General features: G+C 72.4%; 24 protein-coding genes and 1 tRNA gene. 14 read left to right on the top strand and 11 right to left on the bottom strand.

Annotation, left to right across the window (positions count from 1 at the left end; genetic code table 11):
* Nucleotides 1-206 precede the first annotated feature (206 nt).
* The 3 genes from MCBMB27_RS19340 to MCBMB27_RS19330 all read left to right on the top strand — a co-directional run bounded on the left by MCBMB27_RS19340 (nucleotide 207) and on the right by MCBMB27_RS19330 (nucleotide 2,999).
* A complete protein-coding gene (locus tag MCBMB27_RS19340; RefSeq protein ID WP_043353007.1) occupies nucleotides 207-755 on the top strand; it encodes a formaldehyde-activating enzyme in 549 nt (182 codons plus the stop codon).
* Nucleotides 756-907: 152 nt separating this feature from the next.
* The gene (locus MCBMB27_RS19335; RefSeq protein ID WP_043759710.1) at nucleotides 908-2,260 is read left to right on the top strand and encodes an L-serine ammonia-lyase; all 1,353 of its coding nucleotides are present in this window, start codon (nucleotides 908-910) and stop codon (nucleotides 2,258-2,260) included.
* 88 nt (nucleotides 2,261-2,348) lie between these two features.
* Entirely contained in the window at nucleotides 2,349-2,999 is a 651-nt protein-coding gene (locus MCBMB27_RS19330) for an outer membrane protein (RefSeq protein WP_043759709.1), read from the top strand.
* A gap of 60 nt (nucleotides 3,000-3,059) precedes the next feature.
* Here MCBMB27_RS19330 and MCBMB27_RS19325 read toward each other — a convergent pair whose 3' ends face one another.
* Both MCBMB27_RS19325 and MCBMB27_RS19320 read right to left on the bottom strand, forming a co-directional pair.
* A complete protein-coding gene (locus MCBMB27_RS19325) occupies nucleotides 3,060-4,103 on the bottom strand; it encodes a MaoC family dehydratase (protein WP_075381075.1) in 1,044 nt (347 codons plus the stop codon).
* A gap of 12 nt (nucleotides 4,104-4,115) precedes the next feature.
* Entirely contained in the window at nucleotides 4,116-4,418 is a 303-nt protein-coding gene (locus tag MCBMB27_RS19320) for a YggT family protein (protein WP_010684838.1), read from the bottom strand.
* Between the two features lie 123 nt (nucleotides 4,419-4,541).
* Between MCBMB27_RS19320 and MCBMB27_RS19315 the strand changes: the two genes are divergently transcribed.
* Both MCBMB27_RS19315 and MCBMB27_RS19310 read left to right on the top strand, forming a co-directional pair.
* Nucleotides 4,542-4,617, top strand: a tRNA-Ala gene (locus MCBMB27_RS19315).
* Nucleotides 4,618-4,892: 275 nt separating this feature from the next.
* The gene (locus MCBMB27_RS19310; RefSeq protein ID WP_075381074.1) at nucleotides 4,893-6,221 is read left to right on the top strand and encodes an alpha-amylase family protein; all 1,329 of its coding nucleotides are present in this window, start codon (nucleotides 4,893-4,895) and stop codon (nucleotides 6,219-6,221) included.
* A 54-nt stretch (nucleotides 6,222-6,275) separates the two neighbouring features.
* Here the strand turns inward: MCBMB27_RS19310 and MCBMB27_RS19305 are convergent, their stop codons facing one another.
* Nucleotides 6,276-6,647 (bottom strand): hypothetical protein, encoded by a 372-nt coding sequence (locus MCBMB27_RS19305; RefSeq protein WP_053609382.1) that lies wholly within the window; start codon nucleotides 6,645-6,647, stop codon nucleotides 6,276-6,278.
* A 739-nt stretch (nucleotides 6,648-7,386) separates the two neighbouring features.
* Between MCBMB27_RS19305 and MCBMB27_RS19300 the strand changes: the two genes are divergently transcribed.
* The 4 genes from MCBMB27_RS19300 (at nucleotide 7,387) to MCBMB27_RS19285 (ending at nucleotide 10,752) form a co-directional block, all read left to right on the top strand.
* A complete protein-coding gene (locus MCBMB27_RS19300) occupies nucleotides 7,387-8,847 on the top strand; it encodes a helix-turn-helix transcriptional regulator (RefSeq protein ID WP_043350222.1) in 1,461 nt (486 codons plus the stop codon).
* 210 nt (nucleotides 8,848-9,057) lie between these two features.
* Complete coding sequence (locus tag MCBMB27_RS19295; RefSeq protein WP_043350219.1) at nucleotides 9,058-9,981, top strand: hypothetical protein; 924 nt, start codon at nucleotides 9,058-9,060, stop codon at nucleotides 9,979-9,981.
* 106 nt (nucleotides 9,982-10,087) lie between these two features.
* Nucleotides 10,088-10,291 (top strand): CsbD family protein, encoded by a 204-nt coding sequence (locus MCBMB27_RS19290; protein ID WP_043350217.1) that lies wholly within the window; start codon nucleotides 10,088-10,090, stop codon nucleotides 10,289-10,291.
* A 77-nt stretch (nucleotides 10,292-10,368) separates the two neighbouring features.
* The gene (locus MCBMB27_RS19285; RefSeq protein ID WP_043350215.1) at nucleotides 10,369-10,752 is read left to right on the top strand and encodes a CsbD family protein; all 384 of its coding nucleotides are present in this window, start codon (nucleotides 10,369-10,371) and stop codon (nucleotides 10,750-10,752) included.
* 237 nt (nucleotides 10,753-10,989) lie between these two features.
* Here the strand turns inward: MCBMB27_RS19285 and MCBMB27_RS19280 are convergent, their stop codons facing one another.
* From MCBMB27_RS19280 to MCBMB27_RS19265, 4 genes are all read right to left on the bottom strand, one after another.
* Nucleotides 10,990-11,412, bottom strand: coding sequence for a DUF6285 domain-containing protein (locus tag MCBMB27_RS19280; RefSeq protein WP_075382033.1), 423 nt, complete (start codon nucleotides 11,410-11,412; stop codon nucleotides 10,990-10,992).
* Entirely contained in the window at nucleotides 11,409-12,452 is a 1,044-nt protein-coding gene (locus MCBMB27_RS19275) for a phosphotransferase family protein (RefSeq protein WP_043759698.1), read from the bottom strand. The genes MCBMB27_RS19280 and MCBMB27_RS19275 overlap by 4 nt, the downstream gene beginning before the upstream one ends.
* A 17-nt stretch (nucleotides 12,453-12,469) precedes the next feature.
* Nucleotides 12,470-13,648: a beta-ketothiolase BktB gene (bktB, locus tag MCBMB27_RS19270; RefSeq protein ID WP_075382032.1), complete on the bottom strand. Its 1,179-nt coding sequence runs from the start codon at nucleotides 13,646-13,648 to the stop codon at nucleotides 12,470-12,472.
* A 70-nt stretch (nucleotides 13,649-13,718) separates the two neighbouring features.
* A complete protein-coding gene (locus tag MCBMB27_RS19265; protein WP_043379413.1) occupies nucleotides 13,719-14,924 on the bottom strand; it encodes an acyl-CoA dehydrogenase family protein in 1,206 nt (401 codons plus the stop codon).
* 164 nt (nucleotides 14,925-15,088) lie between these two features.
* Here MCBMB27_RS19265 and MCBMB27_RS19260 point away from each other — a divergent pair, with 164 nt between their 5' ends.
* Nucleotides 15,089-15,802, top strand: coding sequence for a TetR/AcrR family transcriptional regulator (locus MCBMB27_RS19260; protein WP_075381073.1), 714 nt, complete (start codon nucleotides 15,089-15,091; stop codon nucleotides 15,800-15,802).
* A gap of 102 nt (nucleotides 15,803-15,904) precedes the next feature.
* Here the strand turns inward: MCBMB27_RS19260 and gph are convergent, their stop codons facing one another.
* Entirely contained in the window at nucleotides 15,905-16,609 is a 705-nt protein-coding gene (gph, locus tag MCBMB27_RS19255) for a phosphoglycolate phosphatase (protein WP_075381072.1), read from the bottom strand.
* Between the two features lie 409 nt (nucleotides 16,610-17,018).
* Entirely contained in the window at nucleotides 17,019-17,384 is a 366-nt protein-coding gene (locus MCBMB27_RS19250; RefSeq protein WP_043351262.1) for an MliC family protein, read from the bottom strand.
* 417 nt (nucleotides 17,385-17,801) lie between these two features.
* On the opposite strand from MCBMB27_RS19250, the gene MCBMB27_RS19245 reads away from it, so the two are divergent.
* Complete coding sequence (locus MCBMB27_RS19245; RefSeq protein ID WP_075381071.1) at nucleotides 17,802-19,751, top strand: putative bifunctional diguanylate cyclase/phosphodiesterase; 1,950 nt, start codon at nucleotides 17,802-17,804, stop codon at nucleotides 19,749-19,751.
* A 61-nt stretch (nucleotides 19,752-19,812) separates the two neighbouring features.
* Here MCBMB27_RS19245 and ruvB read toward each other — a convergent pair whose 3' ends face one another.
* Together ruvB and MCBMB27_RS19235 are read right to left on the bottom strand one after the other, a co-directional pair.
* On the bottom strand, nucleotides 19,813-20,823 hold the full coding sequence (gene ruvB, locus MCBMB27_RS19240) for a Holliday junction branch migration DNA helicase RuvB (RefSeq protein WP_043759692.1): 1,011 nt from the start codon (nucleotides 20,821-20,823) through the stop codon (nucleotides 19,813-19,815).
* Between the two features lie 3 nt (nucleotides 20,824-20,826).
* Nucleotides 20,827-21,069, bottom strand: coding sequence for a DUF6894 family protein (locus MCBMB27_RS19235; RefSeq protein WP_043387267.1), 243 nt, complete (start codon nucleotides 21,067-21,069; stop codon nucleotides 20,827-20,829).
* A 216-nt stretch (nucleotides 21,070-21,285) separates the two neighbouring features.
* Here MCBMB27_RS19235 and MCBMB27_RS19230 point away from each other — a divergent pair, with 216 nt between their 5' ends.
* The 3 genes from MCBMB27_RS19230 to MCBMB27_RS19220 all read left to right on the top strand — a co-directional run bounded on the left by MCBMB27_RS19230 (nucleotide 21,286) and on the right by MCBMB27_RS19220 (nucleotide 25,995).
* The gene (locus tag MCBMB27_RS19230; protein ID WP_075381070.1) at nucleotides 21,286-22,386 is read left to right on the top strand and encodes an SMP-30/gluconolactonase/LRE family protein; all 1,101 of its coding nucleotides are present in this window, start codon (nucleotides 21,286-21,288) and stop codon (nucleotides 22,384-22,386) included.
* A gap of 107 nt (nucleotides 22,387-22,493) precedes the next feature.
* Nucleotides 22,494-22,853: a hypothetical protein gene (locus MCBMB27_RS19225; protein ID WP_043351061.1), complete on the top strand. Its 360-nt coding sequence runs from the start codon at nucleotides 22,494-22,496 to the stop codon at nucleotides 22,851-22,853.
* Nucleotides 22,854-23,103: 250 nt separating this feature from the next.
* The gene (locus MCBMB27_RS19220; protein WP_210187528.1) at nucleotides 23,104-25,995 is read left to right on the top strand and encodes a hybrid sensor histidine kinase/response regulator; all 2,892 of its coding nucleotides are present in this window, start codon (nucleotides 23,104-23,106) and stop codon (nucleotides 25,993-25,995) included.
* Nucleotides 25,996-26,192 lie beyond the last annotated feature (197 nt).

Genomic DNA, 26,192 nt, shown 5'->3' with positions numbered 1-26,192 from the left:
CGCCTTCTCCCCTGCGTCGCCCTCTCCCCTGCGCCTCGGAGCGGCCCCGGGCGGCGCGCGGACCGACCGCGACGCGCAAGGCCGTGCGCGGCCGGATCGGCGCGGCTGCGGCTGCGGCCGGGTCCGCGTCGACAGGCGCGGCGGGCCGGTGATAGGAGCCGCGCCGTCGGGCAGAGCCGGATCGCCCGATCTCCACGAGGGACAGCATGAACGAACGCATCATCCTGCGGGCCGGCGAGGCCCTGGTGGCGGGCGGGCCGCCCAACACCGCCTCGGAGCCCGAGGTCATCATCGGCGAACTCGACGGGCCGGTCGGCACCGCCCTCGCCACGCTGACCGGCGATCAGGTCGTCGGCCACAGCCGCGTCTTCGCCCTGCTGAACACCGACATCATGGTCCGCCCGGTCACGCTCTGCGTGTCCAAGGTCAGCGTCACCGAGAGCAAGTACACCTCGATCCTGATGGGCACCGTGCAGTTCGCCATCGCCAACGGCGTCCTCGACGCCGTGCGGGCGGGCTACATCCCCAAGCACAAGGCCAACGATCTCGGCATCATCTGCTCGGTCTGGCTCAGCCCCGGCGTCATCGAGGCGCAGCATGTCGACCACAAGGCGCTGTTCGACATCCAGCGCCGCGGCATGACCGAGGCCATCCGCAAGGCCATGACCAACGAGCCCTCGATCGACTGGCTCCTCGAGAACCAGGACAAGATCGTGCACAAGTACTACCAGATGGGCCTCGACGGGAAGATCTGAGCGCCCGTCCGCGCCGCGATCACGCCTCCCGCCGTCGGCTCCCGGCCGGCGGCCGCGGCGCGGACCCGGCGGGCGTTCCTGCGGGACCCGCATGGCCGGCTTCCTGCAGGGCCGCGTCCGGGGCCCGGGCCGATAGGGAGAGACGCCACGCCATGATCAGCGCCTTCGATCTGTTCAAGATCGGGATCGGCCCGTCGAGTTCGCACACGATCGGCCCGATGGTCGCCGCGCGCCGCTTCCGCGACCGCGTCGCCGGCCGGTCCGGCGTCGCGCGGGTGAGCGCGGAGATCTTCGGCTCCCTCGCCTGGACCGGGCGCGGCCACGGCACCGACGTGGCGATCTACCTCGGCCTCCTGGGGCACGAGCCCGCCACCGTCGATCCCGACGCCGTGGCCGGTTACACGCAGGCCCTCGCCGAGACCGGCGCCCTCGGCCTGCCCGGCATTGCCTTTGATGGCACGCGGGACCTTCTCTTCAACTTCACCGAGGTGCTGCCGCGCCACACCAACGGCATGCGCTTTCGCGCCTACGATCCTGCCGGCGGGCTTCTGGACGAGGTGGTCTGCTACTCCGTGGGCGGCGGCTTCGTGGAAGAAGAGGACGAGCCCGGCACCGCCGGCCTGGACGCGGTGGCGCTGCCGTATCCATTCGAGAGCGGCGCCGACCTCCTGCGGACCTGCGCCGAGACCGGCCTGACGATTCCGCAGGTCCAGATGGCCAACGAGCGCGCCCTGCGCTCCGACGCGGAGATCGAGGCCGGGCTCGATGCCATCCGCGACGCCATGCTCGCCTGCATCGCCCGGGGTCTGCGCATGGACGGCGAGCTGCCGGGCGGCCTCAAGGTGCGGCGGCGCGCCAAGCGGCTCCACGCGACGCTCGAAGCGAACCGGCTGTCCAACAGCCGTCCGGCCCACGAGATCATGGACTGGATCAGCCTGTTCGCCCTGGCGGTGAACGAGGAGAACGCCTCCGGCGGCCGCATCGTCACGGCGCCGACCAACGGTGCGGCCGGGATCGTCCCCGCGGTGCTGCGCTACATCGTGGATTTCTGCCCCGGCTGGAGCGAGTCGCGCGGCCGCGACTACCTCCTCACCGCCGCGGCCATCGGCGGGCTGATCAAGCGCCGGGCCTCGATCTCGGGCGCCGAGGTCGGATGCCAGGGCGAGGTCGGCTCGGCCTCGGCCATGGCGGCGGCGGGCCTCGCCGCGATCCTCGGGGGCGAGCCGCCCCAGGTGGCCAACGCCGCCGAGATCGCCATGGAGCACCATCTCGGCATGACCTGCGACCCGATCGGCGGCCTGGTGCAGATCCCCTGCATCGAGCGCAACGCCTTCGGCGCCAACAAGGCGGTGGCCGCCGCCTCCCTGGCGCTGCACGGTGACGGGGTGCATTTCGTGAGCCTCGACCAGGTCATCGAGACCATGCGCCAGACCGGGCACGACATGCAGGCCAAGTACAAGGAAACCTCCCTGGGCGGCCTCGCGGTCAACGTCGCCGCCTGCTGAGCACGCCGGCCCCGGCGCGCCGCGCACGATCCCGCGGGTGCGCGGGTTCCGCCTGTCGCGGGCGGGGAGCTTCGGCTAGGATGGCGGGATGATCAGACGCGCCGATTCCCGTCCGTTCAGCCGCCTCGCGGCCGGTCTCGCGCTCGGGGCCGGTCTCGGGCTCGGGGCCGCGTGTCTCCCGGCGGGTCCCGCCGCCGCCCAGGCGCTGTTCTGGCCGTCCGTCGGCTTCGCGCCGCTGCCCTCCTTCGCCTGGCCGCAGATGCCCGAGGACGCGTATGGCCGCTGGACCGGCTCCTACGCGCGCCTCTCGACCGGCTACGCGGTCAGCACGTCCCGGCATTTCGGCAGTTATTCGGGCCCGACGATCGGGTTCGAGGGCGGCCGGATGTGGCAGGAGGGCCCGATCCTCTACGGCATCAGCGGCGGGTTCGATTATCTGGCCGGGCTCGACGGCACCCTCACGCCGGGCTTCGGGCGGCTCGCCTATTCCAACGACTTCGCCGGGTCCCTGGAGGTGAAGGTCGGCACCCTCGTCGCGCCGGACGTGCTGGTCTACGCCAAGACCGGCGCCCTGGCCCTGCACCAGACGCTGCGCGTCGGGCCGACCCCGGGGTCGCTGCCGTTCACGCGCCAGGACATCGCGGTGCGGCCGGTCGCGGGCGTCGGCGTCGAGTGGGCGGTCACGGACCGCCTCTCGCTGGCGGTCGAGGCGGGCGTGGTCGGCGGCGGGATCCGCTGAGGCGGTCTCTGCCGGCACCGCCGCGCAGCGGTGCCGGGAGGCGGCCCCCTGATCGGCCCCCTACTTCGGGACGAAGGCCCAGTAGTCGAGGTCGAGAATCACCGCCGGGTCGTAGCCTTCGCCCGCGCGGTCCGGGAAGGCGCCGCAAGACTGATTCTTGGTGGCGACCGTCCGCAGGCGCAGGAGCCCGATATCGTCGCGGCCGACATCGGCTGTGGCCAGCACCTCGCTCCAGGCATAGACCGTGTCGCCGGCAAACAGCGGTGCCACGTGGCGGCCGGCATTGATGCCCGCGAGGGCGAAGGCGTTGCCGAGCCCGTTGAAGCTCAGCGCCCGGGCGAGCGAGATGACGTGGCCGCCGTAGATCAGGCGCCGGCCGAACCGGGTGTCCTTGGCGGCCAGCCCGTCGAAATGCACCTTGGCGGTGTTCTGGAACAGGCGCGTGGCGATCTGGTGCTCGGCCTCCTCGACGGTCATGCCGTCGACGTGGTCGATCTTCTCACCGACCGCGTAATCCGCCAAGCGGTGCGGGCTGCCGGCGAGGTCGGTGTCGTAGGCGGCGGCCGAGAGCTTCGGCAGGGCGCCCGCGAGATCCTGCGGGTCGACCACCTTGGCGAGGCTCGGCACGTGCTCCTCGGCGATGGCCGCCTCGGGGTCGCGCTTGCGCACGAGGACCCAGCGGCAATAGCTCAGCACGGTCTCGCCGCGCTCGTCGGAGCCCACCGAGCGGACATAGACCACGCCGGTCTGGCGGTTCGAGCTCTCCTTGAGGCCGATCACCTCCGACACGGTGGAGAGCGTCTCGCCCGGATAGACCGGCCGCCGGAACCCGCCCTCGGCATAGCCGAGATTGGCCAGCGCGTTCAGCGAGACGTCCGGGACAGTCTTGCCGAACACCATGTGGAAGGTGAGCAGGTCGTCGAGCGGGCTCTTCGGGTAGCCGATGGCCCGGGCGAAGGCGTCCGACGACTGCACGGCGAAGCGCGGCCCGTAGAGGCCGGTGTAGAGCGCCACGTCGCCCACCGTCACGGTGCGCGGGGTGGCGTGGCGGATGGTCTCGCCGAGGCGGAAATCCTCGAAGAAGCGGCCGGGATTCGTCTTCACGGGCGTTCGGTCCTACTGCGCGTAAACGTAGGTTGCGGGCACGGCGTACTCGTGCAGCAGGCGGCTGATGAACAGCAGCAGCAGGATCAGGATGATCGGCGAGATGTCGACGCCGCCGAGATTGGGCAGCAGGTTGCGGATCGGCCGCAGCACCGGCTCGGTCAGCCGGTAGAGCACCTCGCCGATCTGCGCGACGATCGGGTTGCGCACGTTCACCACGTTGAACGCCACCAGCCAGCTGAGAACCGCGCTTGCGATGAGGACATAGATGAAAAGCTGGACGACCGTGTCGAAGAGCCAGATCAGGGCGTTCATGCAGGTCCGCGCGCTATCCTCGGGGCGCCCGCACCCCAGCGCCGGAGCGGCGCGCGGCGGGCGACGTTGAAACAGGGAATTGACAGGCTGAGCCGCCCGCGCCTACAAGGCCGGCGCCTCGACGGGGCTGTAGCTCAGATGGGAGAGCGCCGCAATCGCACTGCGGAGGTCAGGGGTTCGAATCCCCTCAGCTCCACCAGGCCTTCCTGGTGACAATTCAGCATCCTGGCGACGCGGCGATATCGCCGTCGCAACCAGGACTTAGCGGTAACCGGCCGCGATTTTCGCGCCCTGCGCCCCTGTCCGATCACCGATCTCAAGCCTGCTGGCCCTCGGACCGCGCCTGATCCGCGGGCGCGGAGGGATGGGCGACCGCGGGCCGTCTCACGCCGCGCGGCCGCGTCCGGACCGGCGGCCCTGCAACCATTGCGGCGGACCGGGGTTCGCTCCCGATTGACGACAGGCGGAGGCCGGGTGGCGCCCTGGATCGAACAGACAGTCTGGTGGCAGGTCTTCCCCCTCGGCTTCGTCGGCGCCCCCGACCGGGCCGACCCGGCCGCACCGGTCGTGCATCGCCTCTCCCACCTGCAGGCTTGGCTCGACTACGCGGTGGAGCTCGGCGTGTCCGGGCTGGCGCTCGGGCCGATCTTCGCGGCCTCCACGCACGGCTACGACACGATCGACCCTTTCCGGATCGATCCGCGCCTGGGCGATGAGGCCGATTTCGACGCGCTGATCGCCGCGGCCCGTGCCCGCGGCCTCCGCGTCCTGCTCGACGGGGTGTTCAACCATGTCGGGCGGGCCCATCCCGCCTTCCAGGACGTCCTGCGCAACGGGCCCGAAGCCCGGCAGGCCAACTGGTTCAGGCTGTCCTGGCCGCGGGGCTCCGGCCCGGGCATCGAGCCGGACTACGCCTGCTTCGAGGGCCATCGGCAACTCGTGACGCTCAATCACGACGCGCCGCAGGTCGCCGATCATGTCGCCGCCGTCATGGACCATTGGATCGCCCGCGGCGCCGATGGCTGGCGGCTTGACGCGGCCTACGCGGTCCCCCCGCACTTCTGGGCGCGCGTGCTGCGGCAGGTCCGCATCGCCCACCCGGAGGCCTACATCGTCGGCGAGGTGATCCACGGCGATTACGCCCGCTTCGTGCGGGACACCGGCATGGATGCGGTGACCCAGTACGAGCTGTGGAAGGCGATCTGGAGCGCCCTCAACGATCGCAACCTGTTCGAGTTGGCCCACGCCCTGGACCGGCACAACGGCTGCCTCGACACGTTCGCGCCCCTGACCTTCGTGGGCAACCACGACGTGACGCGGATCGCCAGCCGGCTCACGGACGACCGGCACCTGCCGCACGCCCTGGCGATCCTGCTGACCTGCGGCGGAACGCCCTCGATCTATGCCGGCGACGAGCAGGCCTTCCGCGGCGTGAAGGAGGAGCGGGTCGGCGGCGACGACGCGATCCGGCCGGCCTTCCCGCCGACGCCCGCGGACCTCGCCCCGTACGGCTGGCCGATCTACCGGCTGCACCGGGACCTCATTGCGCTGCGGCGGCGTCATGCCGGGCTGCACCGCGCGCGGACACGGACCCTGCACCTCGCCAACGAGCAGCTCGTGGTCGTGCTGGGCGACGGCGCCGCGCGCGTCCTGCTGGCCCTGAACCTCGCCGACGCGGCCGTTCCGCTGCCGGTCCCGGATGCCCGGGCGATCGAGGCCGGCCAAGGCGATCTCGCGGAAGCCGGCGGCCCGAGCGCCCGGGTGACCCTTCCGCCCCACGGCTGGGCCATCCTGGTTGTCTGACCGTCGCGGGTCGGCCCGCGACGGATCGGCCGCGGCCCTGCCCTACCCCGTGCCCTATCCCGTGCGGCGCGCGGTCCAGCGGCCCGCACAGGCGCCGAGCCCCGACAGGGACCAGCGGCCGGTTCCGGCGGATCCGCGCAGACGGCCCGAGACCAGGACGCTGGCGAGCCCCTTGCGGATAGTGCCGGTGATCCGGCCGTCCGCGCCCGCCCGGCCGGACGCGTCGACGCCGTTGCCGCCGGCATCGTCCACGGTCCCGTCCCGGATGACGATCGGGTAGCTGTAAGGCCCCGTGCAGCTCCCGCTCTCCGCGGTGGCTATGACCGACCAGGCTCCATCGAACCGGTTGGCCGCGTAGGCTCCCGTCGGAACGCCGACGGCGAGGAACAGGGCGGGCGCGAGCAGTGCAGCACGAAGTCGGATCATCGTCTCCTCTGTGGTGATTTCGAAGCGCGGGCGCGGTTCATCCGCAGCCGGATCATCGACAGGGCCGATCGGTTGCGGGCCTGAAAGGGCAACGGGCCGGACGCGCGCCCGGAGTGGCGCGGGCGTCCGGCCTCGCGGCCGTGCCGGACAAGAGGGCCATCCGCCCGGCACAACCTCGACAAAGGGGTGGGATGCCGTGGAAGCCTGGGGCCCCACGGCACGTCCCGCAGCCCCGATATGGCCCCTAACACGTTCTTTCAAATGAGAGATTTGTACCAGTACGGCGCGCTTTTTTCACGCCGCCGATCCGGACGCCCGACCGCTCCCGTCAGGAGAAGTTCCGCGAAGGCCCGCCGCCCAGGCGGCGCGGCCCACGGTGCCCGACACGGCCGGCAGGCGGGCCGGCCGGTGCCCCGGACGCGATGCGGCATCGACTTCTGCAACTTCTAAACAGTGGTCGCGAAGATCCGCCCCGGGGTCGCACCGGCCCCGGCGCTTCTGGCCCGGTGTTCGGTCGATATCCGCACGTTCGGCACGCCCAGGTCTGCTGGGCGGTTCGCCGGCGATCTGCGCGAGACAACGCCTCGACGGGCCGAGCATCAATCCTTGGCTCAAAACGCTCGCGTCGATGATGCGTGTATACCAAGAAAATAACTTAGGTGAGGGAACCTGCTTGTGCGCAACCCGTTTGTGCCCGGCTGCCGGAGGGGCGGCGAGCGCGGCATGGGGTGCGAGAGCGGTGACGGCGGGCGTCGACAGGCATGAACTCCGGCAGATCATCGCCGGCCTGAGCGAGGGCGTGATCCTGGTCGAGCCCGACCAGACCATCGCGTACGCCAACGCCGCCGCCCTGGCGATGCACGGCGCCGAGAGCCTCGACGAGCTCGGGCCGACCGTGGACGCGTACCGGGACCGGTTCTGCCTGCGCTACCGCAACAACGTCGCGCCCAACCAGTATCCGATCGAGCGCGTCGTCGCCGGCGAGCGCTTCCACGATGTCGTGGTCGAGGTGCGCCGGGCCGACAAGCCCGAGATGGATTTCGTCCACTCGCTGCGCAGCCTCGTGGCCACGGACCGCGACGGCAAGCCGAGCTGCCTCGCGCTGATCCTCAAGGACGTCTCCGACCAGTTCGAGGCCGAGGAGCGGTTCGAGCGGACCTTCAACGCCAACCCGGCCCCGGCGGTGATCACCCGCCTGTCCGACCTGCGCCACGTCAAGGTGAACACCGGCTTCCTGGAGATGACCGGCTTCACCCGCGACGCCGTGATCGGCCGCAGCGTCTACGAGGTCGACGTCCTGGCCGGCGCCCGCAACCGCGACCTCGCGGTCGGGCGCCTCGAGTCCGGCGGCACGATCCCCCAGATGGAGGCCTGCCTCGACCTGCCCGACGGCGGCAGCCGCTTCGTGATCGTCGCCGGCCAGCCGATCGCGATGGGCGACGAGCCGTGCATGCTGTTCACCTTCGCCGACCTCGAACTGCGCCGGAAGGCCGAGACGGCCCTGCGCCAGAGCGAGGAGCGCTTCGCCAAGGCGTTCCGGATGACGCCGGTGCCGACCGTGCTGGTGCGGGCGGACACGTTCCAGGTCACCGGCATCAACGAGGCGTTCAGCCGGGTCTTCGGCCACGGCGAGGACCGGATCGTCGGGCGTAGCCTCGACGAGGCCGGGCTGTGGGTCGCCGACAAGCAGCGCCTGCAGGTCGAGGCCGCCCTCGACCGGCACGGCTACGTCCTCGGGGTCGAGGTGTGCCTGCGCCACGAGAGCGGGACGAATCTCGACTGCCTGGTCTCGGCCGAGCGCGTGACCATCAACGATGCCGAGTTCGCCCTGCTGGTCCTGCAGGACATCACCGAGCGCAAGCACACCGAGCGGGAGCTGTTCGACGCGATCGAGACCGTGATGGCCGACACGTCGTGGTTCAGCCGCGGGCTGATCGAGAAGCTCGCGACCCTGCGCCGCCCCGGCCGGGAGGCCGCCGAGGGGGCGGCGCCGAACCTGACGGTGCGCGAGCGCCAGATCCTCAACCTGATCTGCTCGGGGCTCGGCGACGACGCGATCGCGCGCAAGCTCGGCCTGTCGCGCAACACGGTGCGCAATCACGGCGCCGCCTTGTACCGCAAGATCGGCATCCACAAGCGCAGCGAGGCGGTGGTGTGGGGGCGCGAGAACGGCTTTCCGCTGAGCAGGCCTGACGGATGAATACTGCCGTACCGGTATAGACGGACCATTGATCGGGCGATGTCCGCCCTCATCTTCCGCGCGGCCAGGGCTCTTCCGCGCGGGATGAGGCGCCCGCGACTGAGCCCCCTCGCCGGCGCCGCCCCACCGCGAGGTCCCCTGGCGACGCCCCCACCGGCGCCCCCCCCTTGCGACGACCTACGACGACCACCACCACCGGAGTGACACAGCGTGACCACCATCCAGACCGTAGCAACGCCCCTCGCGCCGGACGCGCACGCCGACACGCGCGCCGTCCTGCTCAACCAAGTGTCCTGGGGGGCGATCTTCGCCGGCGCCGTCACCGCCCTGGTCACCCAGGTGATCGTGAACCTCGTCGGCGTCGGGGTGGGCCTGGCCTCGGTGGGCACGACGGCGGCCGACAATCCCTCCGCCTCCACCGCCTCGATGGGCGCCGGCATCTGGTTCGTGGCCTCGGGCATCGTCGCCTCGCTGGCCGGCGGCCTGATCGCCGGCCGGCTCTCGGGCAAGCCCCTGCCGGGCGCGGCCGCCCTGCACGGTCTCGTGTCCTGGGCGGTGACGACGCTGGTCGTGCTCTACCTGCTGACCTCGGCCGCCAGCGGCCTGGTCGGCGGCACGCTGAGCACGGTCTCGGGGGCGCTCGGCGGCGCGGGCAACCTCGTGGGCGGCACCGTGCAGACGGCGGCCCAGGCGGCGGCGCCGTCGCTGGCGAAGATCTCGAACCCGCTGGACGGCATCGAGCAGAAGGTCCGCCAGCAGACCGCCGGCCAGGACCCGCAGGCGGCCCGCGACGCGGCGGTGGCGGCGATCAAGGCGCTGTTCACGGGTGACGCGTCGCAGAAGCAGCAGGCCGAGGCCCGCGCGGCCGACGCCCTGGCCAAGGCGCAGAACATCCCGGTCGATCAGGCCCGCCAGCAGATCCAGGATTACGAGACGCAGTACGACCAGGCGGTGGCCACCGCCAAGCAGAAGGCCGAGGCCGCGGCCGTGACGGCCAAGTCGGCGGCCACGCAGGGCGCCTTCTACGCGGCGCTGGCGCTGATCCTCGGGGCCCTGGCGGCCTTCCTCGGCGGCCGCCTGGGCGCGCCGAAGCCCGCGACCCTGCTCGGCGCCTACGAGACCCGGCGCGTCTGACCGCCCTCGGCGCCCGCGCCTCCATGCGGGCGCCGCCCATCCCCGGCGGGCGGAACGCGCCCGGCCGGGATCCCCGCCCCCCCTCCAACCGCACGGAGCACACGCGATGAGCAGCACCACCGACAAGATCAAGGGCCTGGCCAACGAGGCGGTCGGCAACGTCAAGCAGGCGGCCGGCAAGGCCACGGGCAACGACAAGCTGGTGGCCGAGGGCAAGGCGCAGGAGCTGAAGGGCGAGGCCCAGAAGACCGTCGGCGACGTCAAGGACGGCGCCAAGACCCTCGCCGACAAGATCACCGGCAAGCACTGATCCTCATCCCGCGGCGCCGGGCCACCGGCGCCGCAGCCCCCCGGCGAGGTCCCATCACCCCGAGACAGGAGAGCAGCATGAACCGCGACCAGATCCGTGGCGCGTCCCGTCACCTCAAGGGTCGCGCCCAGACCGCCCTGGGCGGCCTGACCGGTGACCCGGCCCGCCAAGTGCGCGGCGCCGTGAACCAAGTGGCCGGCGGCGCTCAGTATGCCTACGGTCGCGCCCGCGACCGGGCCGAGGATTTGGCCGACGATGGCCGCCATCTGGCCGAGGCCGCCCGGACGCGGGCCGACCATCTCATCGGCGAGGGCCGCGAACGCGCCCGGGACGTGCGCCGCCGTGGCGCGGTCTACGGCCGGCAGGCGATCCGCACGGTCGAGGCCAACCGCACGAACACCCTGCTGGGTCTGGCCGCGCTCGCCTTCGCGGCCGGCTGGCTCGTCCGCCGCACCCGCTGAAGGAGGCCCCCATGCTGCGCAAGATCCTGACGGCCTTCATCGTGCCGAAGCTCATCGCCTATGTCGGCCGCCGCTTCGACCGGCGCCAGCGCACCGGCCGGACCTACTGAGGGAACGCACCGTCGTGGCGGCCGTCGTTCCCGCGCCCGCCCCGGACGCGGACGCCGGGAGACCGGCCGGGGCCACGCGGCCCGCCTCCGCGGCGGCACCCGCACGCCCTGCGCGACCCGCGGGCCGCTATCCCGGCGCCTTCCAGATGCCGGCGGCGATCCGCGTCGTCTCGACCAGTGCCGCGTGGAGCGCCGCGTCGCCGTCGCAGCGGCCGGCGCGGATGGCTGCGACCAGAGCCGCCGGCGCGGCGGCGTCCCCTTCGGCGGCGTCCCCTTCGGCGGCGTCCCCTTCGGCGGCGTCCCCTTCGGCGGCGTCCCCTTCGGTGGCGTCCCCTTCGGCGGAGAGCACGCCAAGCACCCGCGCCCAGGCCTCGGCGGCGGCACCCTCCTGCTCGATCTCCCGCAGGACGATGCCCATCGCGTTGGCGGCCATCAGCAGGACGTAACGCTGGCGCCCCGACAGGGCGGGGGCGACCTCGTCGAGGAGGCTCTGCCGGGCCACCGCCAGGAGGGCGGCGCCCGCGGGCGCGTCCGGGAAGGCGGCGCTCATCGGGCTCCCCATCGTTCGGGCGCGGTCTCGCGCAGGATCGTGGCTTCGAGTTCGGGCGCCATCCGGCCGGTGAGCGCGAGCTCCAGCGACGTCTCCTGGCCCGAGACGTGGCGGTGGCCCTGCTCCAGGGCGATCACCGCCCAGCGCAGATGCGCCATGATCTCCCAGTAGCGCACGGCCTCCGGGTCGATCCTGCGTCCGCTCTCGGCCTCGTAGCCGCGGTAGAAGGCGGCCCGCGGGGCGATGCCGCCGGCCTCCAGGTCGGGCCGGCCGAACCGCCAGCAGGCGGCGCAGAACCAGCCGATATCCTGGACCGGATCCCCCCAGCCGGCGAATTCCCAATCGAGGATCGCGGTCAGGCCCTCGGCATCGACCATGTAGTTGCCGGTGCGGAAGTCGCGATGCACCAGGACCGGCTCGGGACAGGGCGGCGCGTGGCATTCGGCCCAGCGCAGGCCCCATTCGAGGGCCGGGCGCACGGCGCCGATCCCGTCGAGATTCGCCCGCAGGGTGCGGATCTCGGTGAGCGCCGGATGCGCGTCGGGCGCACCGAGGAAGGCGAGGTCGTCCGCCAGGGCGGCGCGGCCGGGGCCATCGGCCCGCAGGATTCCGTGGATCCGGGCCAGCTCCCGCCCGAGCTGCTCGGCCAGGGCCGCCCGGTCGCCGCCGAGGCGCGTGTCCTTCACCACCCGCGGCCCCAGCCCGACCCCGGAGACGAGCCCCATCAGGGCGAAGGGCGCCCCGACCACGCCCGGATCGGCGCAGAATCCGACCGGCTCCGGCACCCGCACGCCGGCCGCGAAGGCGGCGCGCAGGATCCGGAACTCCTCAGCCCGCGGGCGGCTCGACGCGATGGTGGCCGGCGCGTCCTTGCGCAGGACGAAGCCCCGCTCGCCGCCGTCGACCCGGCAGGCCAGCATCCAGTTCTCCTGGATCGAGCCGCCGGTCAGCGGCCGGATGTCGTCGAGGGTGACCGTCCCGGCCCCCAGGGTCCGGCCGATCCAGGCGCAGAGCGCCGTCCTTTGACCTGCGTCCAGCATGGGGGTTCAGGGCCGCGTCACTGGACGCGCTCGAGGGCCAGGGCGATCCCCTGACCGCCGCCGATGCACATGGTCACGAGACCGTAGCGGCCGCCGGTCCGGGCCAGCTCGTAGAGGGCCTTCACGGTGATGATCGCCCCCGTGGCGCCGATCGGGTGGCCGAGGGCGATGGCGCCGCCGTTGGGGTTGACCGTGTCGGGATCGAGGTCGAGGGCGCGGGAGACCGCGCAGGCTTGGGCCGCGAAGGCCTCGTTCGACTCGATGACGTCGAAATCCCCCGCCCGCAGCCCGGTCCGCTCCAGCAGGCGCCGCACCGCCGGCACCGGGCCCATGCCCATCTCGGACGGGTCCACGCCCGCATGGGCATAGCCGACGATCCGGGCGAGCGGCGTCGCGCCGTCGCGCTCGGCCTGCGCGGCGCTGGACAGGACCAGGACGGCGGCGCCGTCGTTCAGCCCCGAGGCGTTGCCGGCCGTGACGCTGCCGGTCTTGGAGAAGGCCGGGCGGAGCTCGGCGAGGTCGTCGGCGCTCGTGGCCTTCGGGTGCTCGTCGGTGTCGAAGGCCACCGTCTCGCGCTTCCGCTGCACGTCGATCGGCAGGATCTGATCGCGGAACCGGCCCTCGCGGATCGCCCGGGCGGCGCGCGCCTGGCTCTCGGCCGCGAAGGCATCCTGCATGGCGCGGGGGATGGCGTAGCGCTCGGCCACGTTCTCGGCGGTGACGCCCATATGGCCGTTGCCGAACGGGTCGGTCAGCGCGCCGAGCATGTAGTCGACGAGCACGGCATCGCCCATGCGCGACCCGGTCCGCCCGGTGGTCAGGAGGTGGGGCGCGCGGCTCATGCTCTCGGCGCCGCCGGCCAGGGCCGTCTCGGCGTCGCCGAGCAGGATGGATTGCGCGGCCGAGACGATCGCCTGCAGGCCGCTGCCGCAGAGGCGGTTGACCGTCATGGCCGGCACCTCCTTGGGAATCCCGCCCTCCAGGGCGGCGACGCGGGCGATGTAGGCGTCCCGCGGCTCGGTCGGGATGACGTTGCCGAGAACCACGTGGCCGACCGCCTCGGGCGCGGTCCCGGCGCGGCGCAGCGCCTCCGCGACGCAGCGGGCGGCGAGGACGGAGGGGGGCGTTCCGGCGAGCGCGCCGCCGAAGGTGCCGATCGCGGTGCGCACCGCGCCTGTGATCACGACATCGGTCATCGTCTTGGGCTCCATGGCTTACTCGGCCGATCGGCGGATGGGACAGCGGACAGCCTGGACGAGGCCGTGCTCACGCCCCGACACCCCACGACCAGAAGGCGTCGCCCTCGGCCTCCAGATTGCGGTTGAGCACCATTTTGTGGACCTCGTCGGCCCCGTCCACGAGGCGGGCCTGCCGGGCGTAGCGGTAGATCCATTCCAGCGGCGTGTCGGTGGAATAGCCCCGGGCGCCGTTGATCTGGATCGCCGTGTCGGCGGCCGCGTGGAGGAGGTTGGCCACGTGCACCTTGGCCATCGACACCTCCTTGCGGGCGAAGCTGCCCTGGTCCAGCGCCCAGGCTGCCTTCATCACCAGGAGGCGGCCGATCTCGATCCGCATGGCGAGGTCGCCGAGCATCAGCTGGATGCTCTCCCGGTCGGCGAGGCGCACGCCGAAGCCGTGCCGCTCGGCCGCATAGGCCCGGGCGATCGCGACGCAGCGCTTCGACAGGCCGAGCCAGCGCATGCAGTGGGTCAGCCGCGCCGGCCCGAGGCGGATCTGGGTGAGCTTGAGGCCGTCGCCCTCGCTCATCAGCACGTTCTCGGCCGGGATCTCCAGGCCCTCGAACAGCAATTCGCAATGGCCGCCATGCTCCTCCGGCCCCATGATCGGGATGCGGCGCAGGATCCGCCAGCCGGGCTGGTCCCTGTGGAACAGGAAGGCGGTCAGTCCCTTGCGCGCGTCGTCGGAGGTGCGCGCCATCAGGATGAAGTGCGCGGCCTCCTCGGCGCCGGTGATGTACCACTTGCGGCCGGTGACCACGTAGCGGTCGCCCCGCCGCTCGGCCCGGGTCTGGATCATCCCCGGATCGGAGCCGCCGCCGGGATGCGGCTCGGTCATGGCGAAGGCCGAGCGGACCCGTCCGTCGACGATCGGCGCGAGCCAGCGCGCCTTCTGGGCCGGCGTCGCCACCTTCTCCAGCACCATCATGTTGCCGTCGTCCGGCGCGGCCGCGTTGAACACGACCGGCCCGAAGATCGACCGGTTCATGGCCTCGTAGCAGACCGCCATGCCGACCCTGTCGAGACCGGCGCCGCCGGTCTCGGGCCGCAGCTGCAGGCACCACAGGCCCTGGTCGCGGGCGAGACCCCGCAGCCGGGCCAGCTCGGTGAGGCTGATGTTGCCGTGGCCGTCATAGGCCGTCGGATCGGCCTCCAGCGGCAGGATGTGCGTGTCCACGAAGGCCGCGATCCGGGCGCGGTAATCCTCGACGCGCGGGGAGATGGTGAAATCCATGAGCCCACCTGCTGTGCCGGCCCAGGCGATAAAAATCGAGCGAGCGCTCGCTTTTTATCGCCTGGATTCGGATCTGGCAACGCGCTAAGGGCGACTGGCAACGGGCCAAGGGACGGGGACCGTCTTCGGCCGTCGCCCCGACCGGCCCGCGCGACGATGGATCGATGAGACCCGCTGACGCTCCCCCGTCCGCCCGTCCGGCCGAATTGCCGGCGAAGGACGCCTACGCGACCGCGGCGATCTGCGCGCGGATCCTGGCGCGGCACCGGGACCGGATCAGCGTCCGGAAGGATCACGTCGCCACCGCCAACCTCGCCCGGATCATCGAGGCGGTGCTGAAGCTGTCGAGCCGGCAGGGCTTCCACGAGACCAGCCTGCGCGACCTCGCCCAGGCCTCGGGCCTCAGCATGGGCGGGCTCTACTCGTACTTCGACAACAAGAACACGCTTCTGGTGATGATCCTCACCGAGGTGGCCGAGACGGCCGAGGCCGTCCTGCGGCAGGCTCCCGCGGGGATCGAGGGGGATCCGGCCGCGCATCTGCGCTGGCTGATCGAGACCCATATCCGCCTGACCGAGGCGATGCAGCCTTGGTTCGTCTTCGCCTTCATGGAGGCGAAGGGGTTTCCGGCCCCCGCCCGGACGATGGCGACGGAGAGCGAGGCCGCCACGGAGCGCATCTTCGCCGAGGTCCTCGCCCGCGGCGTTGCGGCGGGCGTCTTCGCGGTCGCCGACGTCGATCTCACCGCCGCGCTGATCAAGCCGCTCCTGCAGGACTGGTACGTGAAGCGGGCCAAGCACCGGAAGCGCGGCATCCCGATCCAGCGCTACATCGCCGGCGTCATCGCCTTCGTCGAGAAGGCCATCGCGGCGCCCTGACCGCGTCGGCGCGGCCCGCTTCGCGCCGCTGCCGGCCGCCCTCCGCGAACGGACCGCCCGGGCGCCGGGCGTCTCCGGCCGCCGCGCCCTCGCGGCGAGGCGCTAGGAGGCCGGGGCGCGGCCCGACGCCAGCGCCCCGGGCAGCGCCCCGATCAGGACCCGCAGGCCGCCGATGTCGTCGAGGACGGCGTCGGCGGCGTCTGCGTCTTCGGGGCGCCCGTAGCCGTAGCGGGCCAGGATCGCGGCGACGCCCGCCGCGCGGGCCGCCGCGATGTCGTGGTGCATGTCGCCGACCATGACGGCCCGGCCGGGCTCGACCCCCAGCCGGCGCAGGGCCTCCCGGAGCGGCGCGGGATCGGGCTTGCGTTGGGGCAGCGTGTCGCCGCCCACCACCGTGTCGATCAGCGGCGTCAGCCCCACCGCATCCAGGATCAGGCCGGTGGCGCGGGCCGGCTTGTTGGTGACGATCGCCAGCGCGAGGCCCGCCTCCCGGAGCGCGCGGACGGCTTCCGCCGCGCCGGGGAACAGGGCCGTGCCGGCCGCCGCGATCGGCTCGTACACGGCCAGGAAGGCCGGCAGCAGCTCCGCCGCCCGGTCGGCGTCGCCACCGGAGGCCCGCAGGGCGCGCTGCAGCAGCGCCAGGGCGCCGTCGCCCACCATCGCCCGCACCGCGGCGGCCGAGACCGGCGGCAGGCCTTCCTGCGCCAGGGTCGCGTTGAGGGCCGTCCGGAGATCGGCCAGGCTGTCGACGAGGGTGCCGTCGAGATCGAGGAGAACGGCGTCGAAGCGCGACGGGGCCGCAGGCAAGGGCGTTCTCCGCGTCGAGGGGGGCCGCCGCCGGACGCCGACGCTTCGGTCTCCGGGACGGGCGGTTCCTAGCGGGTCGCGCGCGGCCGGGCCAGGGAGCGCCGCTCGCAACGGGCGCGACCCGCGATGACGCGGCCATGTCCGGGCCGTGACCGGCCCGTGACCGGCCCGTGACGGGCCCCGCGGGTTCGGACGATTGCGAGCGGCCCGGCGGATCGCGCGGCGCATCCGCACGCGGCTGGCGAATCCGGCCTCCTGGGCGATCGCCCCGATGGCAGGCGGGTCACCGCCCGGATCCGCTCGGCCGCCGCGACGCGGATCGTCCCGATGGCCCGGCGCGCCGGGACACGAAGCGTGACCGGACGGGAGGCATCCGCGTCCGGACCCGGCGGCCCGGATGCGGCACCGCCTATCGCGGCCCGGAGCCGGCCGGCGTCTGATCGGTGCAGGTGATGGGCTTGCCGGACCCGTCGGTCCACGTGACCGACCGCCCCTTGCCCCGCAGCTCGTGGGTGGCGTCGGCATAGCGGAACCCCGACCCGCTCAGCTGCACCGGCAGGGTGACGGCGCCGCCGTCGCCCGGCCGGACGATTGCCTGCTCCGGCCCCGCGCCGTTCACGAACGTGACGGCCAGCGTCCGCCCCGTCGGACAGGCGAAGGTCACGTGGATCGTCTCGGGCCGCCCCGGTCCGGCCGCAGCCCCGTGCGGCCCGGCGGCCACGAGCAGGCCGCCCACGAGGATCGCGGGCCGGACGGCACGGGCAGGGATTCTCATCGACCACTCTCCAGACACGTTCCGGCGGCCGCGTGGCGGCCGTCCCGACGATCATCGCCGGGATGCGCCCTGCGGGCAATCGGAGGCCTTCCCGGATCACCTGAAATGCGCGGAACTGAACAATTGTATTGATCTAGAATGTTTCATTGCCGCACAGCAACCAAAGACCAATACAGTAAATAATTCACGATTTGTCCAACGCAACAAGACGGATCACGGTCCAGCCCCGTCCATCACGGTGTGCCGGCCGCGATCGAAGATCAGTCCGGTCGGCGAGCCAAGCGTCCGGGGCTGTTGCGACGGGGCTGTCCAGGACGCGAATCCGGGTCGTGCCTGACCACCGCCCGCGCGCGCCGCTTAAATGGCTCCTTAATGAAAGGAAAATAGTAATGCGAAAATCGCGCAGCTGCAGATCCAATGAACCGCCCGAAACACGCTCTGTCGACACTGATCGCGGCGCTGACCAAATCCCCGCGCGGCCTGACCGCCATCCGTCAGCTCGCGGAACTGCAGAAACAGGTCCCGTCCCTCTACGGACTGCTCTCGGTCAATGCCTGCGCGCTCGCCGCGACGCATTATGCCCTGGCGCCCGCCATCCTGACGCTCGGCATTCCGGCGGTCGTGATCTCGCTGTGCCTGATCCGCGGGGTCCACTGGCTGCGCCTGCGGCCCGAGACGTTGAGCGAGGCGCAGGCGGTCCATCATCTGCGGCGGACCACGGTGCTCACGATCTTCTTCTCGATCGTCTTCGTGGTCTGGGCGATGGTCCTGACCGGGTTCGGCGGCCCCTACGAGCAGGGCCACGCGGCGATCTTCGTGGCCGTCACGGTGATCGCCTGCATCTTCTGCCTGACCCATCTGCCGGTCGCGGCCTTCCTGGTGACCGGCATCGTCATGAGCGTGTTCCTGTTCTGCTGCGTGACGAGCGGGAACAAGGTCTTCCTCGCCATCGCGGCGAACACGGCCTTCGTGACGGTGGTGATGGTCCGGACCCTCAACACCAACTACCGGGCCTTCGTCGACCTCGTGGCGTCCCAGGCCGTGGCGAGCCGGCTCTCCGAGGAGAATGCGCGCCTTGCCCAGACCGACAGCCTGACCGGCCTGCCGAACCGCCGCTACTTCTTCCAGAAGCTCGACGAGGCGATCCGCTCGCCCTCGGAGGCGGGCGCGCCCTTCGCCCTGGCCATCTTCGACCTCGACCGTTTCAAGCCGATCAACGACACCTACGGGCATAATGTCGGCGACCGCGTCCTGGCGGAAGCCGGCCGGCGCCTCGCGGAATTCGCCAGCGCCGACGTGGTGGTGACGCGGCTGGGCGGCGACGAATTCGGCGTGATTCTCCGAGCGTCCGAAGGGGCCGCGGCGGCGCTCGCCTTCTGCGACGGCATCTGCACGGCGCTGCAGCAGCCGACGCGGATCGGCGACATCCGGGTCGTCACGGGCTGCTCGGGCGGCCTCGCCCTCTTCTGCAAGGCCACGCGCGACGCGGACGCCCTGTTCGACCGCGCCGACTACGCGCTCTACCACTCGAAGGAGCAGCGGCGCGGCGCGACGACCCTGTTCTCGCAGGAGCACAAGGACGCCATCCATGCCGAGCAGGCGGTGGAGACGGCCCTGCGGACGGCCGACCTCGCCGCCGAGATGGTCCTGCACTACCAGCCGATCCTCGACACGGAGACGGGACGGATCGCCTTCGTGGAGGGTCTGGCGCGGTGGACGAGCCCGTCGCTGGGCCAGGTCGGGCCGGACCGGTTCATCGCGGCAGCCGAGCGCTGCGGCATGATCCACACGGTCACGCTCCTGCTCCTGCGCAAGGCGCTCGCCGACGGCGCGCGGCTGCCGCCCGAGACCGGCCTGTCCTTCAACCTCTCCGCCCACGATCTCGCCTCGCCGGAGACCGTCCTGGCGATCCTGGCCGCGGTGCAGGGCAGCGGCTTCGACCCGCGCCGGCTGACGCTCGAACTCACCGAGACCGCCCTGATGCGCGACTTCGATCACGCCAAGGCGGCCATCACCGCCCTGCGCAGCCTCGGCATCAAGATCGCGCTCGACGATTTCGGGACGGGCTATTCCAGCCTGGGCTACGTCCACCGCCTGCCGCTGGACAAGATCAAGATCGACCGCAGCTTCATGGTCGACATCAACACGGACCGGGGCTGCAGCCTGATCTCCACGATCCTGGACCTGTGCCGCAACCTCGGTCTCGACGGGATCGTCGAGGGGATCGAGACGCAGGCCCAGCTGGACGTGGCGCGGCGGCACGGCAGCCGCTACGTCCAGGGCTATCACATCGGCCGGCCGATGCCCCTCGCCGACCTGCTCCAGCGGATGGACCACGACGCCGGCGCGGTGCGTCGCAGGGCCTGAGGGACGGGCGGGCGGCGCGTCGCCATCCGCCGGCACGGCCGCCGTCCGTCGGGCCGCAGCCTCAGGCGGCCACCGGGGCCGCCCCGGGTTCCGGCAGCTGCATGTGGCGGTAGGCGTGCCGGGTGAGGACGCGGCCGCGGGGGGTGCGCTGCACGAAGCCGCGCTGGATGAGATACGGCTCGATGATGTCCTCGATCGCGTCGCGCGGCTCCGACAGGGCCGCCCCGATCGTCTCGATCCCCACGGGGCCGCCCCCGAAGGAGCGCGCGATCAGGCTCAGGTACTTGCGGTCCATCACGTCGAGCCCGGCCGCGTCCACGTCGAGCAGCTGCAGCGCCCGGTCGGCGATCGCCCGCGTCACCGTCTCGGCCTCCGCCACAACGGCGAAGTCCCGCACCCGCCGCAGGAGACGCCCGGCGATCCGCGGCGTGCCCCGCGCCCGCCGGGCGATCTCGTTGGCCCCCTCCGCCGACATCCCCAGGCCCAGGACCCGCGCCCCGCGCGCCACGATCTGCTCCAGCTCGTCGATCTCGTAGAATTCCAGCCGGATCGGGATCCCGAACCGGTCGCGCAGCGGCGTGGTCAGCAGCCCCGCCCGGGTCGTGGCGCCCACCAGCGTGAACTTCGGCAGCTCGATCTTGACCGAGCGCGCCGCCGGGCCCTCGCCGATGATCAGGTCGAGCTGGTAATCCTCCATGGCCGGGTAGAGGATCTCCTCCACCGCCGGGTTGAGCCGGTGGATCTCGTCGATGAACAGGACGTCGCGCTCCTCCAGGTTGGTGAGCTGCGCGGCCAGGTCCCCGGCCTTGGCGATCACCGGGCCGGAGGTCGAGCGGAAGTTCACGCCGAGTTCGCGCGCCACGATCTGGGCGAGCGTCGTCTTGCCCAGACCCGGCGGGCCGACGAACAGCACGTGGTCCAGCGCCTGGCCGGTCTTCCGCGCCGCCTCGATGAACACCTGCATGTTCGCCCGCGCCGCACGCTGCCCGATGAACTCGGACAGGCTCAGAGGGCGGATCGTCTGATCCGGCTCGCCGGCGACCGGATCCGCGCCCGTCCGGAGCGGCGCCATCGTTCAGGCCGCCCTGGCGCGGCCCGACGCCCCCTCGAAGGGCTGGACCAGGACGCGCCGGCCCGAGAGATCGTGCACGCTCACCCGCCACTCGGCCCAGTCGGTCCGGTTCGCCAGCGACTGCCGCACGTCGGAGGCGACCTTCCGGGCCCGATCGACCAGGCGTGCCGCGGCGCGGACCTCGGTGCCGCGGGCATCGAACACGCATTCGAGGCCGTTGGTGCAGTGGAACCGGTACTTGGCCATCCCTCGCTCCTCCTCGGCCGCCCCGTGCGGCCCGCGTCGTTTGTTCATTATATGTTCTCATTTTCGCAGGATCCAGCCCCGGCGGAGCGTCGCAGGCGCCCCCGGCGGGGCCGGGGCGTCGGAGGTTCGGTTGCGGCCGACGGGATCGGCAGGGAACACCGCGCGCCCTGCGGGCTTACCGGCCCGGACGCTTCACCATCGGACCGGGATACCGCCATGCGCGCCACGCTCCTCGCCCTCCTGCTGGCCGCCGCCCTAGGCACGCCCGGCCGCGCCGCCGAGGCGCCGGCCGAGTCCGACGCCCTCAAGCCGATGGTGAAATCGGACAGCCTCGTGTTCAACGGCATCACCCGATCCCCGGACGGCCGGCTGTTCTCCCCGTTCCAGCGGCAGAGCAAGGACACGGGCCTCGAACTCGGCGAGTGGCGGGACGGCAAGGCGGTCCCGTTCCCCGACGCGGCCTGGAACGCCTGGAAGCCGGGCGACGATCCGGCCAAGGCCTTCGTGGCGGTCAACGCCATCCGGATCGGGCCGGACGGGGACCTCTGGGTGGTCGACAAGGGCGCGCCGGGCATGGGCGCGGCGCCGCTGCCGGGCGGCCCGAAGCTCGTGCAGATCGACCTCGCCACGAACGCCGTGCGCAAGGTCTATCCGCTGCAGGCGGCGACCGGCGAGAAGAGCTTCATCGACGATTTCCGCTTCAACGGCAGCCACATCTACCTGACGGATGCCGGCCAGCCCGGGCTGATCGTCCTCGACCGCGAGACCGGCGGCCTGCGGCGGGTGCTCGACGGCCATTGGTCCACCATCGCGCAGCGCCCGCTCACCGGCCAGGGCCGGGTGCTCCGGGACGACCAGGGCAGGCTGCTCTTCATCCACGCCGACCAGCTGGAGGTCTCGCCGGACGGCAAGACCTTCTACTATCAGGCCTGCACCGGGCCGCTCTACAGCATCGAGACCCGGTATCTCGACGACGCGACCGTGAGCGACGACGAGCGCGCCAAGCACGTCAAGCTCCACGCCGCCACCGTGGCGACGGGCGGCACCGCCATCGACGCGGCGGGCACGATCTACGCGAGCGACACGGACGGCCTGCGGATCCTCAAGATCGCGCCGGACGGGACGATGAGCACCCTGGTGCAGGACCCGCGGCTCGTCTGGGTCGACGCGATGTGGATCGACGAGCAGGGCGGCCTGTGGATCCCGGCGGCGCAGATGAACCGCACGCCGGCGATGAACGGCGGCGAGGCCTCGGCGGTTAAGTTCCCGACGACGATCTACCGGATGCAGATCGACGCCAAGCCGCTGCGCAACTGAGCCCGGTATGAAGCGCCGGACGCACCGCGCGGAGAACCGGGATGCCGGTTCCCAAGTTTGACCGAAGCGGGGGCCGGGCCCCGGCGCGAGGATGGGAGGGACGGATCATGCGCAGGATTCGGACGTCGCGGCCGGCCGCCGCCTTCTTGGCGGCCGGCCTGATCGTCACGTGCGCGACGCCGACGCGGGCCGACGCCGCCCTCGTCCTTCGCGAGACCCGGCTCCACACGCCACCGGATTCCCACGAGCCGCAGCGGGCGATGGTCAACCTGCGCAACACCGGTCCGGACCTGGCGACGAACGTGACCGTCCTGTGTACCTTCACGGGGGCCGGTGGGGCGGTGCTCGACACGCAGCAGGCCTCGGTGCCGGAGGTCGTGGGCCTCGCCGACGTGCAGGCCGAGACGATCTACTACGGCTGGCCCCGCGCGAGCGGCGCCACCTGCCGCCTCGCCGAGCCGCACTGACCCGGTCCTCGCGGGCCGGCCGACGCAGCCTTGGCGGTTTCCGCGCGTTATGGTGCGTTCCCGTGGCGTCCCAGGTCCGTTTCCGGCAGAAGGCCCCCACGACCCGCCACCTCTGTCACAGCGCCAGTCCCGTGCCCGATTCACCGGCCCTCCCCGCCCCGGCGACCAGCCCCGACCGCCTCGCGCAGATCGGCCCCGTCGCGTCCGCGCGGCCGGCGGCGGAGCCCGTCGCGACGCCCGGACCCTGAGCGTGGACGCGACAGGGACCGACATGCTCCTGCGGCGCGCCCGCGCGCTGGAGGAGGAGGCCGCCGGATTGCGGGCGCGGGCGGCGACCACCGGCACCGGCGGCGCGCCGCCGATCCCCGACGGCGCCGCCCGGTTCGCCGCCATCGCCCTCGACCGCGACGGGTGCATCACCGCCTGGAACGCCGGCGCCGAGGACATCCTCGGTTGGACGGCGGAGGCGATGGGCGGCCAGCCCTTCGCGGCGCTGTTCACGCCCGAGGACCGGGCGGCGGGCCATCCCGCGGCCGCTCTGCGCAGGGCCCTGGACGAGGGCGACGTCGCGGACGCGGACTGGCACCTGCGCGCCGTCGGCGGCCGCCGGCGGATGTCCGGCTCGGTGACGCCGCTGCGCGACAAGGCCGGTGCCCATGTCGGCTACGTGGCGGTGCTCCAGGACAGCCTGGACCTCGACACCGCCGACCGGGCGCTCCGGGAGGCCGAGGCCCGTCTGCTGCGGGCGCAGGAGGCGGGCGGGATCGGCCTGTTCACCGTGGGGGTCGACGACGGGCTCCTGCACCCGACCCCGCAATTCTGCCGGCTCTACGGCCTGCCGGAGCGCAGCACCTACCCGGCCGAGATCGTCGAGGCCCTGATCCTGCCGGAGGACCAGACTCTCGTCTCGACGGCAGCGAGCCGGCGCCGGGGCGACGCCCCGCGCGACGTCACCTACCGGATCCGGCGGCCGGATACCGGAGAGATCCGCTGGATCGCGCGGCAGGGCGAGATCGAGCGCGACGTCCACGGGCGCCCGGTGCGGTTCTCCGGGGTGGCGCGCGACATCACCGAGCAGCGGCAGGCCCGGGACGCCCTGCGCGCCGGCGAGGAGCGCTACCGGACGCTGTTCGACGCCATCGACGACGGCTTCTGCATCATCGAGTTCTTCGACGGCCCGCACGGCCCCCTGAGCGACTACGTCCACATCGAGGCCAATCCGGGCTACGAGCGCCACACCGGCATTCCCAACATCGTCGGACGGACCCTGCGCGGCCTCGTCGCGGCCGAGGACGCGGATGCGTGGCTCGACCTGTACGGCGGGGTGCTCCGCACCGGCCGCCCGATCCGGTTCGAACGCTTCTTCGCGCAGGCCGACCGCTTCATCGACGTCTCGGCGGCCCGGGTCGAGCCGCCGGGACGGCGTCAGGTCTCGGTGCTGTTCCGGGACGTCACGGCGCGCCGGCAGGCGGAGGACGCGCTGCGCGCCAGCGAGGCGCTCGCCCGCACCAACATCCAGCGCGTGCAGCTCGCCCTCGCGGCCGGCGCGATCATCGGCACGTGGTTCTGGGACCTGCCGAGCGACCGCTTCACCGTCGACGAGGCCTTCGCCCGCAGCTTCGGCCTCGATCCGGCCCTCGGCCGCGAGGGCCTGAGCCTCGCCCAGGTGGTGGAGACCGTACATCCCGACGACCGCGACGGCCTGGCCGAGGCCATCACGGCCGCGATTGCCCGGGGGGGCGCCTACGCGCACCAGTACCGGGTCCGCCGTGCCGACGGGAACTACTACTGGCTGGAGGCGAACGGCCGCGTCGACCATGCGCCGGACGGCACGCCCCTGAGCTTCCCCGGGGTCCTGATCGACGTGGACGAGCGTAAGGCCGTCGAGGCGGAGCGGGACCGGGTCACCGCGGCGCTGCGCAGCCTCAACGAGACCCTGGAGCAGCGGGTCGCCGCGCGCTCCGCCGAATTGATGCGCGCCGAGGAGGCCCTGCGCCAGTCGCAGAAGATGGAGGCGGTCGGCCAGCTCACCGGCGGGCTCGCCCACGACTTCAACAACATGCTGGCCGGGATCGTCGGCTCGCTGGAGCTGATGCAGACCCGGATGCTGCAGGGCCGGGTCGGCGACCTCGACCGCTACATCGGCGCGGCGCAGGGGGCGGCCAAGCGCGCCGCCGCCCTGACCCACCGCCTGCTGGCCTTCTCGCGCCGCCAGACCCTCGACCCGAAGCCGACGGACGTGAACCGTCTGGTCGAGGGCATGATGGACCTCGTCCGCCGCACGGTCGGCCCCGCCGTGGCGATCGAGTCGGTGGGGGCCGGCGGCCTGTGGCCGACGCTGGTCGACCCGAGCCAGCTCGAGAACGCGCTGCTCAACCTGTGCATCAACGCCCGGGACGCGATGCCGGAGGGCGGCCGCATCGTCATCGAGACGGCCAACCGCTGGCTCGACCACCGGGCCGCCCAGGAGCGCGAGCTGGAGCCGGGCCAGTACGTCACGCTCTGCGTCTCGGACAACGGCACCGGCATGACCCCCGACGTGGTCGCCAAGGCCTTCGACCCGTTCTTCACCACCAAGCCGATCGGCGAGGGCACCGGCCTCGGCCTGTCGATGATCTACGGCTTCGCCAAGCAGTCCGGCGGGCAGGTCCGGATCTACTCCGAGATCGACCAGGGCACGATGGTCTGCCTGTACCTGCCCCGCCATCTCGGCGAGGCGGAGGCCGAGGCGAGCCTGCCCGACCTCGCCCACGCCCCCCGCGCCGAGCAGGGCGAGACGGTCCTGGTGGTGGACGACGAGCCCACCGTGCGGATGCTGGTGACCGAGGTGCTGGAAGACCTCGGCTACGCGGCGATCGAGGCGGCGGACGGGGCCTCGGGCCTGAAGGTGCTCCAGTCGGACGTGCGCATCGACATGCTCATCACCGATGTCGGCCTGCCCGGCGGCATGAACGGCCGCCAGATGGCCGATGCCGGCCGCCAGCACCGTGCCGACCTGAAGGTCCTGTTCATCACCGGCTACGCGGAGAACGCCGCCCTCAACCACGGCCATCTCGGCCCCGGCATGCAGGTGATGACGAAGCCCTTCGCCCTGGAGGCGCTGGCCACCCGCATCCGCGGCATCATCGGGGGCGAGGGCTGAGATCCGGAGGCCGCGGTCGGGCGCCAGGCGGCCGCATCCTGGGCGGTGCGGTCGGGCCGGACCGGGCGGCGCCCGGCGGAACGTCGGTGCCCCCGCCGGACACGGGGTGCGGCAGGCCCGCGCGGAACGGGCGGGCGGGGTCGGGCGTCATTGCCATACCGATCCGACGCGCCCATGAGGACGGCCTCAGCGCGGTG

Source organism: Methylobacterium phyllosphaerae (assembly GCF_001936175.1).
Taxonomy (GTDB): domain Bacteria; phylum Pseudomonadota; class Alphaproteobacteria; order Rhizobiales; family Beijerinckiaceae; genus Methylobacterium; species Methylobacterium fujisawaense.
Note: the sequence above shows the minus strand (reverse complement) of the source record. Positions and strands in the feature narration are given on the sequence as shown.

Bases quoted from the DNA above. Each gene is read 5' to 3' on its own strand.
- MCBMB27_RS19230 (WP_075381070.1), top strand. From the start codon at position 21,286: ATGCGCGCCACGCTCCTCGCCCTCCTGCTGGCCGCCGCCCTAGGCACG.
- MCBMB27_RS19275 (WP_043759698.1), bottom strand. From the start codon at position 12,452: ATGCTGGACGCAGGTCAAAGGACGGCGCTCTGCGCCTGGATCGGCCGG.
- MCBMB27_RS19335 (WP_043759710.1), top strand. From the start codon at position 908: ATGATCAGCGCCTTCGATCTGTTCAAGATCGGGATCGGCCCGTCGAGT.
- ruvB (WP_043759692.1), bottom strand. From the start codon at position 20,823: ATGGCGCCGCTCCGGACGGGCGCGGATCCGGTCGCCGGCGAGCCGGAT.
- MCBMB27_RS19225 (WP_043351061.1), top strand. From the start codon at position 22,494: ATGCGCAGGATTCGGACGTCGCGGCCGGCCGCCGCCTTCTTGGCGGCC.
- MCBMB27_RS19290 (WP_043350217.1), top strand. From the start codon at position 10,088: ATGAGCAGCACCACCGACAAGATCAAGGGCCTGGCCAACGAGGCGGTC.
- MCBMB27_RS19265 (WP_043379413.1), bottom strand. From the start codon at position 14,924: ATGGATTTCACCATCTCCCCGCGCGTCGAGGATTACCGCGCCCGGATC.
- MCBMB27_RS19245 (WP_075381071.1), top strand. From the start codon at position 17,802: ATGAACCGCCCGAAACACGCTCTGTCGACACTGATCGCGGCGCTGACC.
- bktB (WP_075382032.1), bottom strand. From the start codon at position 13,648: ATGACCGATGTCGTGATCACAGGCGCGGTGCGCACCGCGATCGGCACC.
- MCBMB27_RS19260 (WP_075381073.1), top strand. From the start codon at position 15,089: ATGAGACCCGCTGACGCTCCCCCGTCCGCCCGTCCGGCCGAATTGCCG.
- MCBMB27_RS19320 (WP_010684838.1), bottom strand. From the start codon at position 4,418: ATGAACGCCCTGATCTGGCTCTTCGACACGGTCGTCCAGCTTTTCATC.
- MCBMB27_RS19305 (WP_053609382.1), bottom strand. From the start codon at position 6,647: ATGATCCGACTTCGTGCTGCACTGCTCGCGCCCGCCCTGTTCCTCGCC.
- MCBMB27_RS19330 (WP_043759709.1), top strand. From the start codon at position 2,349: ATGATCAGACGCGCCGATTCCCGTCCGTTCAGCCGCCTCGCGGCCGGT.
- MCBMB27_RS19340 (WP_043353007.1), top strand. From the start codon at position 207: ATGAACGAACGCATCATCCTGCGGGCCGGCGAGGCCCTGGTGGCGGGC.
- MCBMB27_RS19235 (WP_043387267.1), bottom strand. From the start codon at position 21,069: ATGGCCAAGTACCGGTTCCACTGCACCAACGGCCTCGAATGCGTGTTC.
- MCBMB27_RS19250 (WP_043351262.1), bottom strand. From the start codon at position 17,384: ATGAGAATCCCTGCCCGTGCCGTCCGGCCCGCGATCCTCGTGGGCGGC.
- MCBMB27_RS19280 (WP_075382033.1), bottom strand. From the start codon at position 11,412: ATGAGCGCCGCCTTCCCGGACGCGCCCGCGGGCGCCGCCCTCCTGGCG.
- MCBMB27_RS19285 (WP_043350215.1), top strand. From the start codon at position 10,369: ATGAACCGCGACCAGATCCGTGGCGCGTCCCGTCACCTCAAGGGTCGC.